Genomic DNA, 19582 nt, shown 5'->3' with positions numbered 1-19582 from the left:
AAAAAAGCCCCAGTCTTTCGACTGAGGCTTAGTATAAGTGGCGGAGCGGACGGGACTCGAACCCGCGACCCCCGGCGTGACAGGCCGGTATTCTAACCAACTGAACTACCGCTCCACACGGAGATAAAGATTTCTCTTTATCCGATACCTATCGTTCAGAACAAGTATCTAATGTTTGAAGCCTGGCGATGTCCTACTCTCACATGGGGAGGCCCCACACTACCATCGGCGCTGTTACGTTTCACTGCTGAGTTCGGCATGGGATCAGGTGGGTCCATAACGCTATGGTCGCCAAGCAAATTCGTTTATTTACCGCCTTGGCAGTAAATAGCAATCTGGGAAAGTCCAACTAGTTATCTCAAGCACTGTCATTCAAGTGCTCATGGAGTCCGATAAAACCCCTTGGGTGTTGTATGGTTAAGCCTCACGGGCAATTAGTACAGGTTAGCTCAACGCCTCACAGCGCTTACACACCCTGCCTATCTACGTCGTAGTCTCCAACAACCCTTCAGGATACTTAAAGTATCAGGGATGACTCATCTTGAGGCTCGCTTCCCGCTTAGATGCTTTCAGCGGTTATCGATTCCGAACTTAGCTACCGGGCAATGCGTCTGGCGACACAACCCGAACACCAGAGGTTCGTCCACTCCGGTCCTCTCGTACTAGGAGCAGCCCCTCTCAATCATCCAGCGCCCACGGCAGATAGGGACCGAACTGTCTCACGACGTTCTAAACCCAGCTCGCGTACCACTTTAAATGGCGAACAGCCATACCCTTGGGACCGACTTCAGCCCCAGGATGTGATGAGCCGACATCGAGGTGCCAAACACCGCCGTCGATATGAACTCTTGGGCGGTATCAGCCTGTTATCCCCGGAGTACCTTTTATCCGTTGAGCGATGGCCCTTCCATACAGAACCACCGGATCACTATGACCTGCTTTCGCACCTGCTCGAACCGTCATTCTCGCAGTCAAGCGGGCTTATGCCATTGCACTAACCTCACGATGTCCGACCGTGATTAGCCCACCTTCGTGCTCCTCCGTTACTCTTTGGGAGGAGACCGCCCCAGTCAAACTACCCACCAGGCACTGTCCGTACCCCCGATAAGGGGGCGACGTTAGAACATCAACACTACAAGGGTGGTATTTCAAGGACGGCTCCACAGATACTGGCGTACCTGCTTCGAAGCCTCCCACCTATCCTACACATGTAGGGTCAATGTTCAGTGCCAAGCTGTAGTAAAGGTTCACGGGGTCTTTCCGTCTAGCCGCGGGTACGCAGCATCTTCACTGCGATTTCAATTTCACTGAGTCTCGGGTGGAGACAGCGTGGCCATCATTACGCCATTCGTGCAGGTCGGAACTTACCCGACAAGGAATTTCGCTACCTTAGGACCGTTATAGTTACGGCCGCCGTTTACCGGGGCTTCGATCAAGAGCTTCGCTTGCGCTAACCCCATCAATTAACCTTCCGGCACCGGGCAGGCGTCACACCGTATACGTCATCTTTCGATTTTGCACAGTGCTGTGTTTTTAATAAACAGTTGCAGCCACCTGGTATCTGCGACTTCCGATAGCTCCATCCGCGAGGGACTTCACCGTCAGAAGCGTACCTTCTCCCGAAGTTACGGTACCATTTTGCCTAGTTCCTTCACCCGAGTTCTCTCAAGCGCCTTGGTATTCTCTACCCGACCACCTGTGTCGGTTTGGGGTACGATTCCTTGCTATCTGAAGCTTAGAGGCTTTTCCCGGAAGCATGGCATCAATGACTTCAGCACCGTAGTGCCTCGACGTCGTATCTCAGCCTTGAGATGGTCCGGATTTGCCTAAACCATCAGCCTACATACTTGAACCTGGACAACCGTCGCCAGGCCCACCTAGCCTTCTCCGTCCCCCCATCGCAATAGCAAGAAGTACGGGAATATTAACCCGTTTCCCATCGACTACGCCTTTCGGCCTCGCCTTAGGGGTCGACTCACCCTGCCCCGATTAACGTTGGACAGGAACCCTTGGTCTTCCGGCGAGGAGGTTTTTCACCCCCTTTGTCGTTACTCATGTCAGCATTCGCACTTCTGATACCTCCAGCGCCCCTTACAGGACACCTTCAGCGGCTTACAGAACGCTCCCCTACCCAATGTGAACAAGTCACATTGCCGCAGCTTCGGTGTATCGCTTAGCCCCGTTAAATCTTCCGCGCAGGCCGACTCGACCAGTGAGCTATTACGCTTTCTTTAAATGATGGCTGCTTCTAAGCCAACATCCTGGCTGTCTGAGCCTTCCCACATCGTTTCCCACTTAGCGATAACTTTGGGACCTTAGCTGGCGGTCTGGGTTGTTTCCCTCTCCACGACGGACGTTAGCACCCGCCGTGTGTCTCCCGGATAGTACTTACTGGTATTCGGAGTTTGCAAAGGGTTGGTAAGTCGGGATGACCCCCTAGCCTTAACAGTGCTCTACCCCCAGTAGTATTCGTCCGAGGCGCTACCTAAATAGCTTTCGGGGAGAACCAGCTATCTCCGAGTTTGATTGGCCTTTCACCCCTAGCCACAAGTCATCCGCTAATTTTTCAACATTAGTCGGTTCGGTCCTCCAGTAAGTGTTACCTCACCTTCAACCTGCCCATGGCTAGATCACTCGGTTTCGGGTCTAATCCTAGCAACTGAACGCCCAGTTAAGACTCGGTTTCCCTACGGCTCCCCTATACGGTTAACCTTGCTACTAAAATTAAGTCGCTGACCCATTATACAAAAGGTACGCAGTCACAGGACAAGCCTGCTCCTACTGCTTGTACGTACACGGTTTCAGGTTCTATTTCACTCCCCTCACAGGGGTTCTTTTCGCCTTTCCCTCACGGTACTGGTTCACTATCGGTCAGTCAGGAGTATTTAGCCTTGGAGGATGGTCCCCCCATGTTCAGACAGGATAACACGTGTCCCGTCCTACTCGATTTCACTGTAAAGGCACCGTCGGCTACGGGGCTGTCACCCTGTATCGCCACGCTTTCCAGCGTGTTCGCCTAGTGCCAATTCAACTTAAGGGCTAATCCGGTTTCGCTCGCCGCTACTGCCGGAATCTCGGTTGATTTCTTTTCCTCGGGGTACTTAGATGTTTCAGTTCCCCCGGTTCGCCTCACAATGCTATGTATTCACATTGAGATAACTGCTTATGCAGCTGGGTTTCCCCATTCGGAAATCCAAGACTCGAGTGGCTCTTACTGCCTCGTCTTGGCTTATCGCAAGTTAGTACGTCCTTCATCGCCTCTGACTGCCCAGGCATCCACCGTGTACGCTTAGTCACTTAACCATACAACCCCAAGAGGTTTCGTATGTTCAAACAACCAAGGTTGTCTATCTGAGTTGTGATAGACGTTGTTTTGCCGGACTTCTTACACAAGACACTTGAATGTGTGTTGCTTGAGAACTCGTTCCTACTCGTTAGAGTAGAAACTATAAATCAATCGTTCGATTGAATTTACTAGTCAGCTTTCCAGATTGTTAAAGAACATGTGTTTCTATTGAAAGATCCACTTTCTAACCACACTCAGCGAGTGCATTTAGAAAGTGGTGGAGCTATGCGGGATCGAACCGCAGACCTCCTGCGTGCAAGGCAGGCGCTCTCCCAGCTGAGCTATAGCCCCAACGTTCGAAAGACTTCTCACTCACTTTCTCCGGGAGAGAAAGTGGTGGGTCTGAGTGGACTTGAACCACCGACCTCACCCTTATCAGGGGTGCGCTCTAACCACCTGAGCTACAGACCCAAGTCTTTCACGTTCTTCTACATTTTAACCAGGCAATCTGTGTGGACACTGCGTCAAAAGCGCAGTCATATCGTTAAGGAGGTGATCCAGCCCCAGGTTCCCCTAGGGCTACCTTGTTACGACTTCACCCCAGTCATGAACCACACCGTGGTAAACGCCCTCCCGAAGGTTAAGCTATCTACTTCTGGTGCAGCCCACTCCCATGGTGTGACGGGCGGTGTGTACAAGGCCCGGGAACGTATTCACCGTGGCATTCTGATCCACGATTACTAGCGATTCCGACTTCATGGAGTCGAGTTGCAGACTCCAATCCGGACTACGACGTACTTTGTGGGATTCGCTCACCATCGCTGGTTGGCCGCCCTCTGTATACGCCATTGTAGCACGTGTGTAGCCCTACTCGTAAGGGCCATGATGACTTGACGTCGTCCCCACCTTCCTCCGGTTTATCACCGGCAGTCTCCCTGGAGTTCCCGCCATTACGCGCTGGCAAACAAGGATAGGGGTTGCGCTCGTTGCGGGACTTAACCCAACATTTCACAACACGAGCTGACGACAGCCATGCAGCACCTGTCTCAGAGTTCCCGAAGGCACCAAAGCATCTCTGCTAAGTTCTCTGGATGTCAAGAGTAGGTAAGGTTCTTCGCGTTGCATCGAATTAAACCACATGCTCCACCGCTTGTGCGGGCCCCCGTCAATTCATTTGAGTTTTAATCTTGCGACCGTACTCCCCAGGCGGTCTACTTAACGCGTTAGCTCCGAAAGCCACTCCTCAAGGGAACAGCCTCCAAGTAGACATCGTTTACGGCGTGGACTACCAGGGTATCTAATCCTGTTTGCTCCCCACGCTTTCGCATCTGAGCGTCAGTCTTTGTCCAGGGGGCCGCCTTCGCCACCGGTATTCCTTCAGATCTCTACGCATTTCACCGCTACACCTGAAATTCTACCCCCCTCTACAAGACTCTAGCCTGCCAGTTCCAAATGCTATTCCGAGGTTGAGCCCCGGGCTTTCACATCTGGCTTAACAAGCCGCCTGCATGCGCTTTACGCCCAGTAATTCCGATTAACGCTCGCACCCTCCGTATTACCGCGGCTGCTGGCACGGAGTTAGCCGGTGCTTCTTCTGTAGGTAACGTCAAACAATGCCGCTATTAACGACACTGCCTTCCTCCCTACTGAAAGTGCTTTACAACCCGAAGGCCTTCTTCACACACGCGGCATGGCTGCATCAGGGTTTCCCCCATTGTGCAATATTCCCCACTGCTGCCTCCCGTAGGAGTCTGGACCGTGTCTCAGTTCCAGTGTGGCTGATCATCCTCTCAGACCAGCTAGGGATCGTCGCCTAGGTGAGCCGTTACCCCACCTACTAGCTAATCCCACCTGGGCCAATCTTGGCGCGAGAGGCCCGAAGGTCCCCCTCTTTGGTCCGTAGACGTTATGCGGTATTAGCCATCGTTTCCAATGGTTATCCCCCACACCAAGGCATGTTCCCAGGCATTACTCACCCGTCCGCCGCTCGTCATCTCCAAAAGCAAGCTTTTGGAATGTTACCGCTCGACTTGCATGTGTTAGGCCTGCCGCCAGCGTTCAATCTGAGCCATGATCAAACTCTTCAATTAAAGTTTTGGTGTTTCCGAAGAAACGGCTCAGTGATTACTGATAAATTGACTGTGCCGGTATTGCTACCGATTTGGTCACTCAGTTCACTGATTTAAATCTTTTGACTAAATCTTTTCACGAGTGCCCACACAGATTGCATGGTCAAATTGTTAAAGAACGTTGACTATCAATGCGTTAGCGCGTCGCGCTTCAGCAAGTCAGGTGGCGTATAATACGCTTTTCTGATATCCAGTCAAGACAAAACTTTCATCTTTTTTGCCACTTGGCGAGAAAGTGAAAACCTTCTGTTGACTCCGCTCACATTGCAACCAGCCGGAGCGAAAGAAAAGCCCGTTGTAGCCAACGGGCTTCCTAAATTTTGAGCCTGGCGATGTCCTACTCTCACATGGGGAGGCCCCACACTACCATCGGCGCTGTTACGTTTCACTGCTGAGTTCGGCATGGGATCAGGTGGGTCCATAACGCTATGGTCGCCAAGCAAATTCGTTTATCTGCCGCCTCTCGGCCGCAAATAGCAATCTGGGAAAGTCCAACTAGTTATCTCAAGCACTGCATTCAAGTGCTCATGGAGTCCGATAAAACCCCTTGGGTGTTGTATGGTTAAGCCTCACGGGCAATTAGTACAGGTTAGCTCAACGCCTCACAGCGCTTACACACCCTGCCTATCTACGTCGTAGTCTCCAACAACCCTTCAGGATACTTAAAGTATCAGGGATGACTCATCTTGAGGCTCGCTTCCCGCTTAGATGCTTTCAGCGGTTATCGATTCCGAACTTAGCTACCGGGCAATGCGTCTGGCGACACAACCCGAACACCAGAGGTTCGTCCACTCCGGTCCTCTCGTACTAGGAGCAGCCCCTCTCAATCATCCAGCGCCCACGGCAGATAGGGACCGAACTGTCTCACGACGTTCTAAACCCAGCTCGCGTACCACTTTAAATGGCGAACAGCCATACCCTTGGGACCGACTTCAGCCCCAGGATGTGATGAGCCGACATCGAGGTGCCAAACACCGCCGTCGATATGAACTCTTGGGCGGTATCAGCCTGTTATCCCCGGAGTACCTTTTATCCGTTGAGCGATGGCCCTTCCATACAGAACCACCGGATCACTATGACCTGCTTTCGCACCTGCTCGAACCGTCATTCTCGCAGTCAAGCGGGCTTATGCCATTGCACTAACCTCACGATGTCCGACCGTGATTAGCCCACCTTCGTGCTCCTCCGTTACTCTTTGGGAGGAGACCGCCCCAGTCAAACTACCCACCAGGCACTGTCCGTACCCCCGATAAGGGGGCGACGTTAGAACATCAACACTACAAGGGTGGTATTTCAAGGACGGCTCCACAGATACTGGCGTACCTGCTTCGAAGCCTCCCACCTATCCTACACATGTAGGGTCAATGTTCAGTGCCAAGCTGTAGTAAAGGTTCACGGGGTCTTTCCGTCTAGCCGCGGGTACGCAGCATCTTCACTGCGATTTCAATTTCACTGAGTCTCGGGTGGAGACAGCGTGGCCATCATTACGCCATTCGTGCAGGTCGGAACTTACCCGACAAGGAATTTCGCTACCTTAGGACCGTTATAGTTACGGCCGCCGTTTACCGGGGCTTCGATCAAGAGCTTCGCTTGCGCTAACCCCATCAATTAACCTTCCGGCACCGGGCAGGCGTCACACCGTATACGTCATCTTTCGATTTTGCACAGTGCTGTGTTTTTAATAAACAGTTGCAGCCACCTGGTATCTGCGACTTCCGATAGCTCCATCCGCGAGGGACTTCACCGTCAGAAGCGTACCTTCTCCCGAAGTTACGGTACCATTTTGCCTAGTTCCTTCACCCGAGTTCTCTCAAGCGCCTTGGTATTCTCTACCCGACCACCTGTGTCGGTTTGGGGTACGATTCCTTGCTATCTGAAGCTTAGAGGCTTTTCCCGGAAGCATGGCATCAATGACTTCAGCACCGTAGTGCCTCGACATCGTATCTCAGCCTTGAGATGGTCCGGATTTGCCTAAACCATCAGCCTACATACTTGAACCTGGACAACCGTCGCCAGGCCCACCTAGCCTTCTCCGTCCCCCCATCGCAATAGCAAGAAGTACGGGAATATTAACCCGTTTCCCATCGACTACGCCTTTCGGCCTCGCCTTAGGGGTCGACTCACCCTGCCCCGATTAACGTTGGACAGGAACCCTTGGTCTTCCGGCGAGGAGGTTTTTCACCCCCTTTGTCGTTACTCATGTCAGCATTCGCACTTCTGATACCTCCAGCGCCCCTTACAGGACACCTTCAGCGGCTTACAGAACGCTCCCCTACCCAATACAATAAATTGCATTGCCGCAGCTTCGGTGTATCGCTTAGCCCCGTTAAATCTTCCGCGCAGGCCGACTCGACCAGTGAGCTATTACGCTTTCTTTAAATGATGGCTGCTTCTAAGCCAACATCCTGGCTGTCTGAGCCTTCCCACATCGTTTCCCACTTAGCGATAACTTTGGGACCTTAGCTGGCGGTCTGGGTTGTTTCCCTCTCCACGACGGACGTTAGCACCCGCCGTGTGTCTCCCGGATAGTACTTACTGGTATTCGGAGTTTGCAAAGGGTTGGTAAGTCGGGATGACCCCCTAGCCTTAACAGTGCTCTACCCCCAGTAGTATTCGTCCGAGGCGCTACCTAAATAGCTTTCGGGGAGAACCAGCTATCTCCGAGTTTGATTGGCCTTTCACCCCTAGCCACAAGTCATCCGCTAATTTTTCAACATTAGTCGGTTCGGTCCTCCAGTAAGTGTTACCTCACCTTCAACCTGCCCATGGCTAGATCACTCGGTTTCGGGTCTAATCCTAGCAACTGAACGCCCAGTTAAGACTCGGTTTCCCTACGGCTCCCCTATACGGTTAACCTTGCTACTAAAATTAAGTCGCTGACCCATTATACAAAAGGTACGCAGTCACAGGACGAAGCCTGCTCCTACTGCTTGTACGTACACGGTTTCAGGTTCTATTTCACTCCCCTCACAGGGGTTCTTTTCGCCTTTCCCTCACGGTACTGGTTCACTATCGGTCAGTCAGGAGTATTTAGCCTTGGAGGATGGTCCCCCCATGTTCAGACAGGATAACACGTGTCCCGTCCTACTCGATTTCACTGTAAAGGCACCGTCGGCTACGGGGCTGTCACCCTGTATCGCCACGCTTTCCAGCGTGTTCGCCTAGTGCCAATTCAACTTAAGGGCTAATCCGGTTTCGCTCGCCGCTACTGCCGGAATCTCGGTTGATTTCTTTTCCTCGGGGTACTTAGATGTTTCAGTTCCCCCGGTTCGCCTCACAATGCTATGTATTCACATTGAGATAACTGCTTATGCAGCTGGGTTTCCCCATTCGGAAATCCAAGACTCGAGTGGCTCTTACTGCCTCGTCTTGGCTTATCGCAAGTTAGTACGTCCTTCATCGCCTCTGACTGCCCAGGCATCCACCGTGTACGCTTAGTCACTTAACCATACAACCCCAAGAGGTTTCGTATGTTCAAACAACCAAGGTTGTCTATCTGAGTTGTGATAGACGTTGTTTTGCCGGACTTCTTACACAAGACACTTGAATGTGTGTTGCTTGAGAACTCGTTCCTACTCGTTAGAGTAGAAACTATAAATCAATCGTTCGATTGAATTTACTAGTCAGCTTTCCAGATTGTTAAAGAGCATAACGCAAAAGCGTTAATCAATAACGGGTGTTATTGATTAGCACTCTTGCCTGTTCCAAAACCATTTCACCAAGCAATCTGTGTGGACACTGCGTCAAAAGCGCAGTCATATCGTTAAGGAGGTGATCCAGCCCCAGGTTCCCCTAGGGCTACCTTGTTACGACTTCACCCCAGTCATGAACCACACCGTGGTAAACGCCCCCCCGAAGGTTAAGCTATCTACTTCTGGTGCAGCCCACTCCCATGGTGTGACGGGCGGTGTGTACAAGGCCCGGGAACGTATTCACCGTGGCATTCTGATCCACGATTACTAGCGATTCCGACTTCATGGAGTCGAGTTGCAGACTCCAATCCGGACTACGACGTACTTTGTGGGATTCGCTCACCATCGCTGGTTGGCCGCCCTCTGTATACGCCATTGTAGCACGTGTGTAGCCCTACTCGTAAGGGCCATGATGACTTGACGTCGTCCCCACCTTCCTCCGGTTTATCACCGGCAGTCTCCCTGGAGTTCCCGCCATTACGCGCTGGCAAACAAGGATAGGGGTTGCGCTCGTTGCGGGACTTAACCCAACATTTCACAACACGAGCTGACGACAGCCATGCAGCACCTGTCTCAGAGTTCCCGAAGGCACCAAAGCATCTCTGCTAAGTTCTCTGGATGTCAAGAGTAGGTAAGGTTCTTCGCGTTGCATCGAATTAAACCACATGCTCCACCGCTTGTGCGGGCCCCCGTCAATTCATTTGAGTTTTAATCTTGCGACCGTACTCCCCAGGCGGTCTACTTAACGCGTTAGCTCCGAAAGCCACTCCTCAAGGGAACAGCCTCCAAGTAGACATCGTTTACGGCGTGGACTACCAGGGTATCTAATCCTGTTTGCTCCCCACGCTTTCGCATCTGAGCGTCAGTCTTTGTCCAGGGGGCCGCCTTCGCCACCGGTATTCCTTCAGATCTCTACGCATTTCACCGCTACACCTGAAATTCTACCCCCCTCTACAAGACTCTAGCCTGCCAGTTCCAAATGCTATTCCGAGGTTGAGCCCCGGGCTTTCACATCTGGCTTAACAAGCCGCCTGCATGCGCTTTACGCCCAGTAATTCCGATTAACGCTCGCACCCTCCGTATTACCGCGGCTGCTGGCACGGAGTTAGCCGGTGCTTCTTCTGTAGGTAACGTCAAACAATGCCGCTATTAACGACACTGCCTTCCTCCCTACTGAAAGTGCTTTACAACCCGAAGGCCTTCTTCACACACGCGGCATGGCTGCATCAGGGTTTCCCCCATTGTGCAATATTCCCCACTGCTGCCTCCCGTAGGAGTCTGGACCGTGTCTCAGTTCCAGTGTGGCTGATCATCCTCTCAGACCAGCTAGGGATCGTCGCCTAGGTGAGCCGTTACCCCACCTACTAGCTAATCCCACCTGGGCCAATCTTGGCGCGAGAGGCCCGAAGGTCCCCCTCTTTGGTCCGTAGACGTTATGCGGTATTAGCCATCGTTTCCAATGGTTATCCCCCACACCAAGGCATGTTCCCAGGCATTACTCACCCGTCCGCCGCTCGTCATCTCCAAAAGCAAGCTTTTGGAATGTTACCGCTCGACTTGCATGTGTTAGGCCTGCCGCCAGCGTTCAATCTGAGCCATGATCAAACTCTTCAATTAAAGTTTTTGTGTTTCCGAAGAAACGGCTCAGTGATTACTGATTTTCTTGTTTCCACTTTTTTATAAAAAAGCAGAACCAAAAAGAATTGACTGTGGATACTAAAAGTATCAATGGTCACTCAGTTCACTGATTTAAATCTTTTGACTAAATCTTTTCACGAGTGCCCACACAGATTGCATGGTCAAATTGTTAAAGAACAATACCGACACCGTATTCACTGGCTGCCTTAGCTACCGTTTTCCGTGTCAGTGGGGTCGCATTATAGAGCGTTCGATCACATTAGCAAGGGGATAATAGAAATAAATTTGTTTTTTAGCCCCAAGTGGACAAAATTCAAACAAAGCATCTGTTTTTCGATGTTATCGACTATTTTATCAGCTAATTATTGATTAGATGATTTTATATAATTAGGTCTTCTCTATGAAAAATAGCCATCGTCCTTATAAAGGCATATATCCAACACTGTCACCCTCAACCTTTGTTGACCCCTCTTCTATCATTATCGGTGATGTCAGATTGGCCGAAGACAGTAGTATCTGGCCCCTCGTCGTCGCTCGCGGCGATGTGAACCATATCCATATAGGCCTCAGGAGCAACATACAAGATGGCAGCATCTTACATGTAAGCCGTCCATCAAAGCTCCACCCCAATGGATTCCCCCTTATTATTGGCGATGATGTAACGGTTGGGCATAAAGCCATGCTACACGGTTGTACTATCGGCCAACGTGTACTGATTGGCATGGGTAGCATTATTCTTGACGGAGCCATCATCGAGGACGAGGTGATGATAGGTGCAGGGAGTTTAGTTCCACCTGGCAAACGGCTTGAAAGCGGATTTCTCTATATGGGCAGCCCCATTAAAAAAGCGCGCCCATTAACAGATAATGAACGCGCCTTTTTGTTGGCATCAGCCAGCAACTATGTCCAACTTAAAAACGACTACATCATGCCGGCAACGGACTAACCAAGCACGATCTCTCCCTGAGCATCAAAAGACTCATCTTCAATAGCGGCTTCAGCCAAGTCTTCGAGATCAAACCGGAGCGATGAAAAAACAGAAAGGATTTCCGATTCCTCATCCAAACATCGCCCGGCTTGCCCTTCAAGCCAAGCACGTGTAACCCAGCAATGGATTAGCGCCCCGCCTTGCTGTGCGGGAAAACCCACAGCCTGTCGTTCGCTATTCCAAAATTGAATATCCGCAAACAAAATATCTTGGTTCATCGCCACTCTCTATTGTTGTAAAACCCGGCGAAGTTCTCGCTGAACCTGCCCCGCCCCCGGACGGATCCCACGCCAGAGCATAAAGCTCTCGGCAGCCTGTCCCACCAACATACCAAGACCATCCAATGCAACCCTCGCCCCATGAGTCTTGCACCACCGAGTGAAAACCGTCGGCTCTGATCCATAAACCATATCATAGCAAGCGACTTGAGAATGGATCACCTCGGCAGGGAGTCCTGGCAACTCGCCACTCAAACTTGCGGAGGTCGAATTAATAATGACATCGAAAACCTCACCGCCTAGCTCGGAAAAAGACATTGACGATACTGCGCCATGCTGCGCAAAACTTCCCGCCAACAGCAGGGCCTTATCCTGGGTCCTGTTGGCTATCACCAACTCGCTCACCTTCTGCTCCAACAGAGGTAAAATCACGCCACGCGCTGCCCCACCGGCACCGACCAGCAGCACTCTCTTACCCGCCAACGGTACATTATGCTGGATCAGATCCTGAACCAAACCGGCACCATCGGTGTTATCCCCCAAGATCACTCCGTCATCGAGTTTCTTCAGGGTATTTACCGCCCCGGCAAGCCGCGCACGCTCCGTCAGCCTATCAGCGAAGGCAAACGCCTGTTCCTTGAACGGCACGGTAATATTACAACCTCGGCCTCCAGCCCCAAAAAATGCCGTAGCTGCCGAGGCAAAACCATCCAACGAAACCAGTTGCGCCTCATAAACCATCTGCTGGCCCGTCTGGCGAGCAAACAATGTATGTATGAAAGGCGACTTGCTCTGGCCTATCGGGTTACCAAACACCACGTATCTGTCCATATTGTTATATCCCATTGATGATCCTATCTGTGGGTAACAACAGCATAACCTTGCCAGCCATGCCCGTTACCAGTCTCGCGGTACAAGGTACGACTCATATAACTTGGCTTCCGCCGAGCCCGGCTCAGGGCTAAAAGCATACTCCCACCGAGCCAACGGGGGCATCGACATCAAAATAGACTCTGTACGGCCCCCGCTTTGCAAGCCGAACAAGGTGCCACGGTCATAGACCAAGTTGAATTCCACATAACGGCCGCGACGATAGAGCTGGAACTGGCGCTCCCGCTCCCCATACGCCGTTGTATGGCGCTTGGCGACTATCGGAAGATAACCATCCAGATATCCCTGGCCAATGGCTTGGATATACTCGAAACTCCGGGCAAACCCCCACCGATTGAGATCATCAAAGAACAATCCGCCCACGCCCCGTGTTTCATCACGGTGCGGCAAGTAAAAGTAGCGGTCACACCAGGCCTTATGCTCGGCATAGACATGATCGCCAAATGGCTGGCACAGTGCTTTGGCTGTATCATGCCAATGCTGGCAATCCTCATCAAAAGGATAGAATGGCGTCAGGTCGAAGCCACCACCGAACCACCATACCGGAGCCTCACCCTCTTTTTCGGCAATAAAAAAGCGGACATTGGCATGGGAGGTTGGAACATAAGGGTTGCGAGGGTGAACCACCAACGATACGCCCATAGCCTCGAAACGCCGCCCAGCCAATTCAGGCCGGTGTGCCGTCGCCGATGCCGGCATTTGGTCGCCGAAGACATGCGAAAAATTCACCCCCGCCTGCTCGAACACTTTACCGTCTCGCAAGACCCGGCTCCGGCCACCGCCGCCCTGTTCACGTTGCCACGCGTCCTCAACAAAACTGCCCCCGCCATCCTGCTGCTCAAGCGAGCAACAGATGTTGTCCTGCAGATTGAGTAAAAACGCCTTTACCGCCTCTTTATCAACACTATGCATAAGCCTTTATCCTTGTCGGAAAACCTTTCCGGTAACGGCATCACGGATCTCCGACGGATTGTCGCGACCGCCCGTCTCCCCGTCAAAAATCGCAGCCAGCCTTCCACCCAGCTGCAACTCGACTTCAGCAACCGTTCGGCACGGCGGCTCGCCAGTCAGGTTAGCGCTAGTTGAAGTCAGCGGTTTGCCGAATGCCTCGCACAGCGTCTGAACCTGAGGATGATCGGTAACCCGAACGGCGATGGTATCGAACTGACCGGTCAAGAAATGCGGCACACCCGGCTTCTTCGGCATCACCCACGTCACCGGTCCCGGCCAAGAATCAACGATCCGCTGCTTTTGCTCGTCGCTCAGCTGACTATCATCAACATAAGGCTTAAGTTGCTCAAAATTCGCAGCAATCAGAATCAAGCCTTTCTCTACAGGCCGCTGCTTGAGTGCCAGCAACGCCATAACAGCCTGCTCGCTATCCGGATCACAGCCCACACCAAAGACAGCCTCGGTCGGGTAGGCAATCACCTGCTCCTGACGCAGCGCTGCCACTACATTCTCAAGGTTCTCCACTCACGCCTCTTTTATTTACTAGGCCCATGCCTGTTTTAACGTTCTGTTTACGTATATTACCACTCCTTAGCCACAACGCCATGCCCGTTATCAATTGTTGCAAATCCACCGACGCAAACGTTTTCCTTGCGATAAATTCTCCGTATAATGCAGCAAACCTGTCGAGGTACCCGCTGTTAGCAACTGCAAAGGAGATCGGATGAAAGTTGGAATCATTATGGGCTCAAAATCGGACTGGCCTACCATGAAGCACGCCGCAGACATGCTGGATCATTTCGGTATTGCTTATGAAACCCGGGTCGTTTCGGCCCACCGAACTCCCCACCTGCTGGCGGAATATGCAGAAACAGCCCATAGTCGCGGCATCACGGTTATTATCGCCGGGGCAGGCGGAGCGGCCCACCTACCGGGCATGACCGCAGCGTTCACCAGCCTGCCGGTCCTGGGCGTACCTGTCCAATCCCGGGCGCTAAAAGGCATGGACTCCCTACTTTCCATTGTCCAGATGCCCAAGGGCGTGGCCGTCGGCACTCTGGCTATCGGGGAGGCAGGAGCTGCCAACGCCGGACTGCTCGCCGCACAGATCATCGGTACTCAAGACAGCCAGATAATGGCGGCCATCGATACATTCCGCCGGACACAAACAGACACCGTACTGAGCCAGCCAGACCCGGCAGAGGAAGCATAAATGCGTGTATTGGTATTGGGAGCAGGACAGCTCGCCCGAATGATGTCCTTGGCCGGTGCGCCGCTGAACATTGAAGTCTTTGCCTACGACGTTACCACCGGCAACGTCGTCCATCCTCTCACCCAACAGGTGATGCTCAAGGGGCTCAACACCGCCATTACCTACGCCGACGTCATCACGGCAGAATTCGAGCATATTCCCCATGACATCCTCGACACCTGTGCCAATAGCGGCAAGCTCCTCCCATCAGCACAAGCCATCAAGGCCGGCGGTGATCGCCGTCTGGAGAAAAGCCTGCTCGACAATGCGGGGGTCGCCAATGCGAGGTACCAAATCATCGCGACACGGGCCGATCTGGATCAGGCCATCAGTACCGTCGGGCTGCCTCTGGTCTTAAAAAGCTCACTGGGCGGCTATGACGGAAAAGGCCAATGGCGCCTTCGCCCAGGAGACGATCTCGAAGCTATCTGGGACGAAATAACCCAATGCCTAGATCAAACCAGCAACCAAGCGATCGTTGCCGAAGCCTTCGTCCCGTTCGACCGCGAAGTCTCGCTGGTTGGGGTACGGGCCAAAGACGACACAATTGCCGTCTATCCTCTGGCCGAGAACATTCACACTAATGGCGTGCTCAGCCTCTCCACGGCCCTCACCGATAACCCGGAGCTGCAACAACAGGCAGAAGGCATGTTCCGGGCCCTGGCCGAATCGCTCAATTACGTCGGAGTACTGGCCATTGAGTTTTTCGATGTCGGCGGAACCTTGCTAGTCAACGAAATCGCCCCTCGGGTCCATAATTCCGGCCACTGGACCCAGCAAGGCGCGGAAACCTGCCAATTCGAAAACCACCTGCGCGCCGTATCGGGGCTGCCACTGGGCTCGACCGCCCTGCTACGCCACACCGCGATGATCAATATCCTCGGGGAGGATACCCTTCCCGAAGCCCTGTTGGCAGAGCCGCATTGCCATATCCACTGGTACGGCAAAGAAAAACGAACCGGGAGAAAAATGGGGCATATCAACGTATGTGCCAACTCGCAGGCGGAGCTCAAAGACGCATTGGCCTCAATCGCAAACTACCTCGATCCTGCCAGCTTCCCCGCCTTGCGCTGATATTCCAGCCATAAAAAAAGCCTGCTCAGGCAGGCTTTTCTTCATCCGACACATTGCTGTCCGCTAGTTCTGTTGCGGCTCCTGGTAAGCATGGCAACGACGATCCGCACACTGCAACTTAATGCCACTGGCCAGTTTCTTTTCGATCAGCAAGGAGAACCCACACTGCTGACAACGACCGACCACAGGTTTGGCATTGACCGCAAAACGGCATGCGGGATACTGATCACAGGCATAAAATACCTTTCCGTAGCGCGATTTACGCTCCAACAAATGCCCACGCCCGCATTCGGGGCAGGCAACGTCAGTCGACGGTGCTTTTTTTTCAGGGGATTCTATATGGTGGCATTCAGGATAGCCGCTACAGCCGATAAACATCCCATAACGCCCCTGACGCAATACCAACTCCTCACCGCAATCAGGGCAGGGGGTTTGCAGATATTTCACGATATGACCATCGTTCTGGCCCATCGGCTTGATATAGTCACACGCAGGGTAGCCCGAACAGCCAAGGAATGGACCGCGCTTACTGTTACGGATCACCAATGTCTCACCACACTGCGGACAGGAGCCGTCAAGTGCATGGGCATGTGCGGTGAATAATTCTGAGTCAATTTTTCCTGACATTACAGGCGATTACCTCTTACATCCACTCAGCTTAGTGAATATAGCCGTCTTCCATTCCGTACAGCAGCTCTTCCATCTGGCTGTAGGCGCTCTCGTTGCCCGGTGCATTAAACAGCACCATCAGAATAATCCATTTCAGATCATCAAGAGTGAAATCGGTCGTATCCAGCTCCATCACCCGATCAATAACCATTTCACGCGTATCTGCGCCCAAAACATGGATCTGCTCAAGGTAAGTCAAAAAACCACGACTGGCCGTATCAAGACGCACCATTTCCTGTGCGGTATACACCCGCATAGAGGTCACCGCACAACTATTCATGTACGGGGTCTCTTCCGTTTCCTGCAAAGCAGCCAGTTTCTCCAGCCACTCCAAAGCTTTGTAAATATCTTCCTGATGGAAGCCGGCACGGAGCAATTCTTCGGACAATTCATCCTGATCCACCATCAATTCAGCATCACTGTGAATATAGGTTTCAAACAGGTACATAAGGATATCCATCATAACTAGCCCCTCCTCGATCTGATATAGCCACCGGGTACAGCAGTGACCAGCCCCTGCAGTTCCAAATCCAGCAACTGCATCATGACTTCGTGAACTGGTTGCCCACTGCGCTCGGCAACGACATCGACAGGTGTTGCCTCACTGCCTACGGTAGCCAACAGCGCTTGAAATGGCAATTTTTCATTTTCAGGTTGTGGGAGTCGCCTATCTAACTGATTGTTTTTTGCACACTCGGTCAGTGCGCCGACCTCGTCAAAGATATCGACCGGTGATTCCACCAGTTTGGCACCGCTTTTTATAAGGGCATGGCAGCCACGGCTACCGGGTCTTTGGATCGGGCCTGGTATAGCAAAGACCTCCCGTCCTTGCTCCAAAGCATACCTTGCCGTAATCAAGGACCCACTCTTAGGTGCCGCCTCTACAACCAATACGCCAACCGACAGGCCACTGATCACCCGGTTGCGGCGTGGGAAGTTCTGTGGACGCGGAGCCTCGTCGGGCCAGAACTCCGATACCAGAGCACCTTGCTCGGCGATCAAGGCAGCCAATTCGCGATGTTTGGCGGGGTAGACCTTGTCCAGCCCGGATCCGAGCACGGCCACCGTGGTACCACCGTTACGCAAGGCCCCTTGGTGGGCCTGCCCGTCAATCCCCAGAGCCAGGCCGCTAGTCACAACATAATCAGCCGCCACCAGGGCTGCGGCAAACTCATAAGCACTTTCCCTGCCATCCAAGCTGGCGGAACGGCTGCCGACCATCGCAATCTGGGGAAAACTCAGACAAGCGGAATCACCGCGGACAAAAAGCAAGGGGGGCGGGGAGGCGATTTCTTTCAGAAGGGTAGGGTAACGGGGATCGGCCAGCGAAAGAATCGTCTGGTCAGGCATTTCCGACCATTGCAGGCAACGATCTATCCGCGCCTGCTGCGGATGCAGCAGCGCTCGGATCTGGGCAGGCTTGAACCCTATTCCCGCCAGCTCCTCGCTCCCCATATGACAAAGCTCGGCAGGGGTATACCTGCCGAGCAGCTTGCCGATGCGGAAGCCGCCAAACGACGGCACCGCAGATAACGTCAGCCAGTAACGCAGATCACTCATACACTGGCGGCAGAGCCTTTGCACCTGCAGGTAGCGGCGCAGTGGCCTTGGTTACTACAGCAAGGCTGAAATGTTCATAGGCACGGATCACCATCACTTCGCCAATCGGCATCGCTTCAAGCGATACCTTCTCATCATCACGAATATAGCTAGGGATTTCGTAGGTGTACTCGCCACCTCGCTCAATCACCTCAACATCCTCGGGATAAACAGTGAACACGTTACCGGCCGCAGCACTGTCCAAATGACCGATATCCATCACCACCACATCGTTAGTCGCCATGTACTTCATGCCGCCACCCAGCAAGCCAAGTACCTTCGCGCTCAGCGTCGGCTCAGGGCGCGATGGGGAAAAGCTCATCGCCAAACGCTCGGCTGGCAACGGAGCTGGCAGCAACACATCGTTCTGCTTCACCTCTCGCAAGAACATCTCCAGCTCCAAGCGGCTCTTCTCGCCGTTATTGCTCACAACCTTGGCACGGGCGACTTCTTTCATCGCCAATACTTTCGGCATTTCGCCTTCCGCGACCTCGCGCTCGAATGTCACATCGGGGCGGTAAACCCACCATGTCTCGCCGGCGGTCAGCGCCTGATCGACCCACAATGTATCCCCGGCCGACATATACCCCTTGGCCTCACTGCTTCCTAGCACCCGAGGCAGGCGGTCTAACGCGGCAGGTGTCACTAGCTTGTCTTGGTTCAGGTAGGGTAGCAGCAATGACGATCGCAGCGTGGTCACCGGTGCACGCACAACCTTGACGGTCGGAGAGAGCTTCATAGTGCGCTTAAGCTGAAGCTGGGGCTTCCCATCAACCCATACCAGATAGATTTTGTCACCCGGGTAAATCAAATGCGGGTTTTTAATATAGTCGTTCACTTTCCACAGCTCGGGCCACAACCACGGGTTCTCAAGGAAATGCCCAGAAATATCCCACAAGGTATCGCCTTTCTTGACGGTATAAACAGACGGAGCCCCATCAATAACATTAAGCTGGGGCGCCTTAGCCCAAGCCCATCCCCCCATGCTGAGCAACACCAGCAAGACGATTCGCAACCACATGATTATGTCCCTATTATGACGACCTAGTAACTAAAATCGGTGCCCAACATGCACCCATTTATCAGGCTGTCATCGGGGCCACCGAGTGTCTAGCGTTTCTCATCACCGGACACCGACTTTTCGGCACGCCTCACTCTTCCCCGTCCTTGTTGCAACACGCTTGCTCGTATCTTC

General features: G+C 52.9%; 11 protein-coding genes, 3 tRNA genes and 6 rRNA genes. 3 read left to right on the top strand and 17 right to left on the bottom strand.

Going from position 1 to position 19582, the window contains the following annotated elements; translation table 11 throughout:
* Positions 1–38: 38 nt before the first annotated feature.
* The 9 genes from ACSF8X_RS02260 to ACSF8X_RS02220 form a co-directional block, all read right to left on the bottom strand.
* A tRNA-Asp gene (locus ACSF8X_RS02260) sits at positions 39–115 on the bottom strand.
* 65 nt (positions 116–180) lie between these two features.
* Positions 181–296: ribosomal RNA gene (rrf, locus tag ACSF8X_RS02255) — 5S ribosomal RNA — on the bottom strand.
* Positions 297–413: 117 nt separating this feature from the next.
* Positions 414–3303, bottom strand: a 23S ribosomal RNA gene (locus ACSF8X_RS02250).
* Positions 3304–3561: 258 nt separating this feature from the next.
* Positions 3562–3637: transfer RNA gene (locus tag ACSF8X_RS02245), tRNA-Ala, on the bottom strand.
* Between the two features lie 43 nt (positions 3638–3680).
* A tRNA-Ile gene (locus ACSF8X_RS02240) sits at positions 3681–3757 on the bottom strand.
* 74 nt (positions 3758–3831) lie between these two features.
* Positions 3832–5376 (bottom strand): 16S ribosomal RNA (locus ACSF8X_RS02235).
* Positions 5377–5739: 363 nt separating this feature from the next.
* A 5S ribosomal RNA gene (gene rrf, locus ACSF8X_RS02230) occupies positions 5740–5855 on the bottom strand.
* 118 nt (positions 5856–5973) lie between these two features.
* Positions 5974–8863: ribosomal RNA gene (locus tag ACSF8X_RS02225) — 23S ribosomal RNA — on the bottom strand.
* Positions 8864–9179: 316 nt separating this feature from the next.
* Positions 9180–10724 (bottom strand): 16S ribosomal RNA (locus ACSF8X_RS02220).
* The 16S, 23S and 5S rRNA genes sit together here with 3 tRNA genes alongside, the layout of an rRNA operon.
* A gap of 421 nt (positions 10725–11145) precedes the next feature.
* Between ACSF8X_RS02220 and ACSF8X_RS02215 the strand changes: the two genes are divergently transcribed.
* Positions 11146–11691 carry a gamma carbonic anhydrase family protein gene (locus ACSF8X_RS02215; RefSeq protein ID WP_047880787.1) on the top strand — a complete coding sequence of 182 codons (546 nt, stop codon included), beginning with the start codon at positions 11146–11148 and terminating at the stop codon, positions 11689–11691.
* Here the strand turns inward: ACSF8X_RS02215 and ACSF8X_RS02210 are convergent.
* From ACSF8X_RS02210 to tsaC, 4 genes are all read right to left on the bottom strand, one after another.
* Positions 11688–11951 carry a DUF1488 family protein gene (locus ACSF8X_RS02210; RefSeq protein ID WP_047880786.1) on the bottom strand — a complete coding sequence of 88 codons (264 nt, stop codon included), beginning with the start codon at positions 11949–11951 and terminating at the stop codon, positions 11688–11690. The two genes, ACSF8X_RS02215 and ACSF8X_RS02210, sit on opposite strands and share 4 nt — an antisense overlap.
* Positions 11952–11960: 9 nt before the next feature.
* Positions 11961–12782, bottom strand: a complete 822-nt coding sequence (aroE, locus tag ACSF8X_RS02205; protein ID WP_500851126.1) for a shikimate dehydrogenase — start codon at positions 12780–12782, stop codon at positions 11961–11963.
* Between the two features lie 66 nt (positions 12783–12848).
* The gene (hemF, locus tag ACSF8X_RS02200; RefSeq protein ID WP_047880785.1) at positions 12849–13754 is read right to left on the bottom strand and encodes an oxygen-dependent coproporphyrinogen oxidase; all 906 of its coding nucleotides are present in this window, start codon (positions 13752–13754) and stop codon (positions 12849–12851) included.
* A 6-nt stretch (positions 13755–13760) separates the two neighbouring features.
* On the bottom strand, positions 13761–14318 hold the full coding sequence (tsaC, locus tag ACSF8X_RS02195) for an L-threonylcarbamoyladenylate synthase type 1 TsaC (protein WP_047880784.1): 558 nt from the start codon (positions 14316–14318) through the stop codon (positions 13761–13763).
* Between the two features lie 199 nt (positions 14319–14517).
* Between tsaC and purE the strand changes: the two genes are divergently transcribed.
* Together purE and ACSF8X_RS02185 are read left to right on the top strand one after the other, a co-directional pair.
* Entirely contained in the window at positions 14518–15006 is a 489-nt protein-coding gene (purE, locus tag ACSF8X_RS02190; protein WP_047880783.1) for a 5-(carboxyamino)imidazole ribonucleotide mutase, read from the top strand.
* Positions 15007–16119, top strand: coding sequence for a 5-(carboxyamino)imidazole ribonucleotide synthase (locus ACSF8X_RS02185; protein WP_500850611.1), 1113 nt, complete (start codon positions 15007–15009; stop codon positions 16117–16119).
* A gap of 63 nt (positions 16120–16182) precedes the next feature.
* Here ACSF8X_RS02185 and ACSF8X_RS02180 read toward each other — a convergent pair whose 3' ends face one another.
* The 4 genes from ACSF8X_RS02180 to ACSF8X_RS02165 are packed head-to-tail and all read right to left on the bottom strand — an operon-like array spanning position 16183 to position 19408.
* Positions 16183–16746, bottom strand: a complete 564-nt coding sequence (locus ACSF8X_RS02180) for a DNA topoisomerase family protein (RefSeq protein WP_500850610.1) — start codon at positions 16744–16746, stop codon at positions 16183–16185.
* Positions 16747–16777: 31 nt separating this feature from the next.
* Positions 16778–17251, bottom strand: coding sequence for a DUF494 family protein (locus tag ACSF8X_RS02175; RefSeq protein WP_047880780.1), 474 nt, complete (start codon positions 17249–17251; stop codon positions 16778–16780).
* Between the two features lie 2 nt (positions 17252–17253).
* On the bottom strand, positions 17254–18348 hold the full coding sequence (dprA, locus tag ACSF8X_RS02170) for a DNA-processing protein DprA (protein WP_500850609.1): 1095 nt from the start codon (positions 18346–18348) through the stop codon (positions 17254–17256).
* On the bottom strand, positions 18341–19408 hold the full coding sequence (locus tag ACSF8X_RS02165) for a LysM peptidoglycan-binding domain-containing protein (RefSeq protein ID WP_053062589.1): 1068 nt from the start codon (positions 19406–19408) through the stop codon (positions 18341–18343). The genes dprA and ACSF8X_RS02165 overlap by 8 nt, the downstream gene beginning before the upstream one ends.
* Positions 19409–19582 lie beyond the last annotated feature (174 nt).

This window comes from Photobacterium panuliri, assembly GCF_059920555.1.
Note: the sequence above shows the minus strand (reverse complement) of the source record. Positions and strands in the feature narration are given on the sequence as shown.

Coding starts and splice junctions, on each gene's coding strand:
- ACSF8X_RS02215 (WP_047880787.1), top strand. CDS start 11,146: ATGAAAAATAGCCATCGTCCTTATAAAGGCATATATCCAACACTGTCA.
- ACSF8X_RS02210 (WP_047880786.1), bottom strand. CDS start 11,951: ATGAACCAAGATATTTTGTTTGCGGATATTCAATTTTGGAATAGCGAA.
- aroE (WP_500851126.1), bottom strand. CDS start 12,782: ATGGACAGATACGTGGTGTTTGGTAACCCGATAGGCCAGAGCAAGTCG.
- hemF (WP_047880785.1), bottom strand. CDS start 13,754: ATGCATAGTGTTGATAAAGAGGCGGTAAAGGCGTTTTTACTCAATCTG.
- purE (WP_047880783.1), top strand. CDS start 14,518: ATGAAAGTTGGAATCATTATGGGCTCAAAATCGGACTGGCCTACCATG.
- ACSF8X_RS02185 (WP_500850611.1), top strand. CDS start 15,007: ATGCGTGTATTGGTATTGGGAGCAGGACAGCTCGCCCGAATGATGTCC.
- ACSF8X_RS02180 (WP_500850610.1), bottom strand. CDS start 16,746: ATGTCAGGAAAAATTGACTCAGAATTATTCACCGCACATGCCCATGCA.
- ACSF8X_RS02175 (WP_047880780.1), bottom strand. CDS start 17,251: ATGATGGATATCCTTATGTACCTGTTTGAAACCTATATTCACAGTGAT.
- dprA (WP_500850609.1), bottom strand. CDS start 18,348: ATGAGTGATCTGCGTTACTGGCTGACGTTATCTGCGGTGCCGTCGTTT.
- ACSF8X_RS02165 (WP_053062589.1), bottom strand. CDS start 19,408: ATGTGGTTGCGAATCGTCTTGCTGGTGTTGCTCAGCATGGGGGGATGG.